The sequence below is a fragment of the Streptococcus hyointestinalis genome (genome assembly GCF_041225505.1).
In the GTDB taxonomy this organism is placed as follows: domain Bacteria; phylum Bacillota; class Bacilli; order Lactobacillales; family Streptococcaceae; genus Streptococcus; species Streptococcus hyointestinalis_B.
In genome coordinates this window covers 1-3,316 of the sequence record NZ_JBCLSK010000071.1, presented here as the reverse complement: position 1 = coordinate 3,316, position 3,316 = coordinate 1, and the positions used below count along the sequence as shown (strand labels likewise).

Below are 3,316 nucleotides of genomic sequence, written 5' to 3'. Positions count from 1 at the left end.
ACTGATTCTGAAATAGACTCAGATACGGATTCGCTGACTGACTCGGAGATAGACTCAGATACGGATTCGCTCACTGATTCTGAGATTGACTCTGATACAGACTCGCTCACTGACTCAGAGATAGATTCTGATACAGACTCGCTCACTGATTCTGAGATAGATTCTGATACAGACTCGCTCACTGATTCTGAGATAGACTCAGACACAGATTCGCTCACTGACTCGGAGATAGACTCGGATACGGATTCGCTGACTGATTCTGAAATAGACTCGGAGATTGATTCTGATACAGACTCGCTCACTGATTCTGAAATAGACTCAGACACAGACTCGCTCACTGATTCTGAGATTGACTCGGATACGGATTCGCTGACTGATTCTGAAATAGACTCAGATACGGATTCGCTGACTGACTCGGAGATAGACTCAGATACAGACTCGCTCACTGACTCGGAGATAGACTCGGATACGGATTCGCTGACTGATTCTGAAATAGACTCAGATACGGATTCGCTGACTGACTCGGAGATAGACTCGGATACAGACTCGCTCACTGATTCTGAAATGGATTCTGATACAGATTCGCTCACTGATTCTGAAATGGATTCTGATACAGATTCGCTCACTGACTCGGAGATAGACTCAGATACGGATTCGCTCACTGACTCAGAGATTGATTCTGATACAGACTCGCTCACTGACTCGGAAATAGATTCAGATACTGATTCGCTCACTGATTCTGAAATAGACTCAGACACTGACTCGCTAACCGATTCGGAGATGGAGGTGCTGACTGATTGCGATTGGGACTTAGACGTCGATTCACTCAAGGATTGAGATTTAGAAATCGACTCGCTCAAGGATTGAGACTTGGAAACCGATTGAGATTTAGAAGTCGACTCGCTCAAGGATTGAGACTTGGAAACCGATTGAGATTTAGAAGTCGACTCGCTCAAGGATTGAGATTTAGAAACCGATTGGGATTTAGAAGTCGACTCGCTCAAGGATTGAGATTTAGAAACCGATTGGGATTTAGAAGTCGACTCGCTCAAGGATTGAGACTTGGAAACCGATTGAGATTTAGAAGTCGACTCGCTCAAGGATTGAGATTTAGAAACCGATTGGGATTTAGAAGTCGACTCGCTCAAGGATTGAGATTTAGAAACCGATTGGGATTTAGAAGTCGACTCGCTCAAGGATTGAGACTTGGAAACCGATTGAGATTTAGAAGTCGACTCGCTCAAGGATTGAGATTTAGAAACCGATTGGGATTTAGAAGTCGACTCGCTCAAGGATTGAGACTTGGAAACCGATTGGGATTTAGAAGTCGACTCACTCAAAGATTGGACCTGAGATTTTGAAGTAGAAGTACTCTCTGACTCTATCTTATTGATAACATCAGCCTTGACCTGACCAGAACTGATGGAGCTGATAGCCGTTCCTGAACCATTTGAAACAACATGAAGTCCTCCAGCACTACCATATTGCCTGCTCGCATCCTCTTTATAAGTACTTGATAAGTCCTTTGTAATAGAACCTACAATTTGGAAACCAAAGCTATTCTTTAGATCTGCTAAATCACCATTATAGGTAGTCGTAAAAGTGATCAGTTGCGGACCATGAGGTCCTGTCGGAGAAACGGTTCGATACTGGTATTGATTGCTTAGTCTAGTTGCCGTAATTCCGTTTACCTTTACGTTAATAGGAGTTCCAATTTTATCCCCACCAAAACGAATAAACACTCCGGTATAGGTATTCCCTGAGTTCCAGTCCGAACGCCCCGTAGGAGAAACTGGGTTATACGTAACCGACCATTCAATTGTCTTTGTCTCTCTGTCATAGACAATTTTCAAGTTAGAAAGGAGTTGCTGTGGAGTCTGTGTTCCGCCCCCTGTTGCATTTGACCATTTTCTATCACGAACATCAGTAAGGTCTCCCAGGTTGATTGTCACCTTTGAACCACTTGCCGTAGCTCTGAAACCTGACCCGTTAAGACCTAATTCCTCATAGGTCTTCCCATGTTCAGCTGGACGAGACATAATTGAAGTGAGGCGAAGGCGTTCTGATCCATCGTTTGCAGTTGTCACCGCATAAGTCAAACCATTGCTTGCAGTGATGTAATTTCCATTTCTAGTACCAGAAGCTGTTACTTTTTCAGAGACCCGTTTCTGAATAGAGCTATCTGTCGCTGCAATGATACTCTGCATCACATTCAACTGTTCCAGTGATGGGGCAGTGCTACTTACAACACCTTGTGCTTGGAGTAAGAGGGCGTAGGCAGCTGCCAAATCATCCAATTCCAAACTTTCAGCTGCTGCGAGCGTTTGCTTCAAATCACTAATTGCAACCGTTAGATTCCTAGTAGCCTCTTTCTTTTGATTTGCAAGGTCTGCTGGGCTAGCCTTCTCTTCTATCTCCTCATCAGCTTTAGGAGTTACAGTTGTTTCTTTATCACGAGACACCTCTGACTCACTTGCTACTGTGCTAGTTGATACTGATTCACTTAGCGAACTTGAACTGGAGCCTGAAAATGATTCACTAGCTGACATTGACTCGCTGACCGACTCGGAAACAGATTCACTAACCGAGAGTGTAGTAACTGTACCAGAAGTTGAGGCTCTAAAACCTTTGAAAACTAAATTAGACTCCAGACTTTTTGGATCTTGTAGATACTTAGTATACTGCTTTACACGGCGTGTCACATCATCAATTTGTGACTGTGTAACGCTAGCCGAAACAAGTAAGTTATCTGCTTCACTTAAAACACGCTGAGCATCAGCCTTTAATGCTTCATAGCCGACACGTTCAACCTGCGTCATCTTACTAGTATCGACAGATAATGCACTTGATAGAGATTGTGAAAGTTCTTCTCTTGCTTGATTTAACTCAGCTTTTTCTACTGTTATTCCTTCACTTTCACTGAGAATATCCGTTTCAGAATGTTTTGCTTCAGAGCTACTAAGTGACTCTGACTGACTTTGTGATTCAAACTGAACATTTGAAGCTGACTCACTTACTGACTCCGAGATAGACTCAGATACGGATTCACTTACTGATTCTGACACAGACTCAGAGAGTGAAGCACTTAGTGATTGTGACTCAGACAAAGAGCTTGATACGCTCGATGACTCTGAGGTTGATAATGACGGTGTAGTTTCTGATGCACTTGCTTGTTGCACTGTATCTGTTACAGTTATACTGCTTGATGACATAGCAACAACATCAGTCCCTGCTAAGGTGTCTATAGATGTTTCAGTCTCAACGACTGGAGTCTCCTCAGCCATAGCTGTCTGACTAGCTACACCACCTGCAGCAA

General features: G+C 43.4%; 1 pseudogene. It reads right to left on the bottom strand.

Annotated elements, in window-relative coordinates:
• A pseudogene (locus AALA56_RS09830) lies at positions 1–3,316 on the bottom strand (hypothetical protein); the annotation flags it as partial.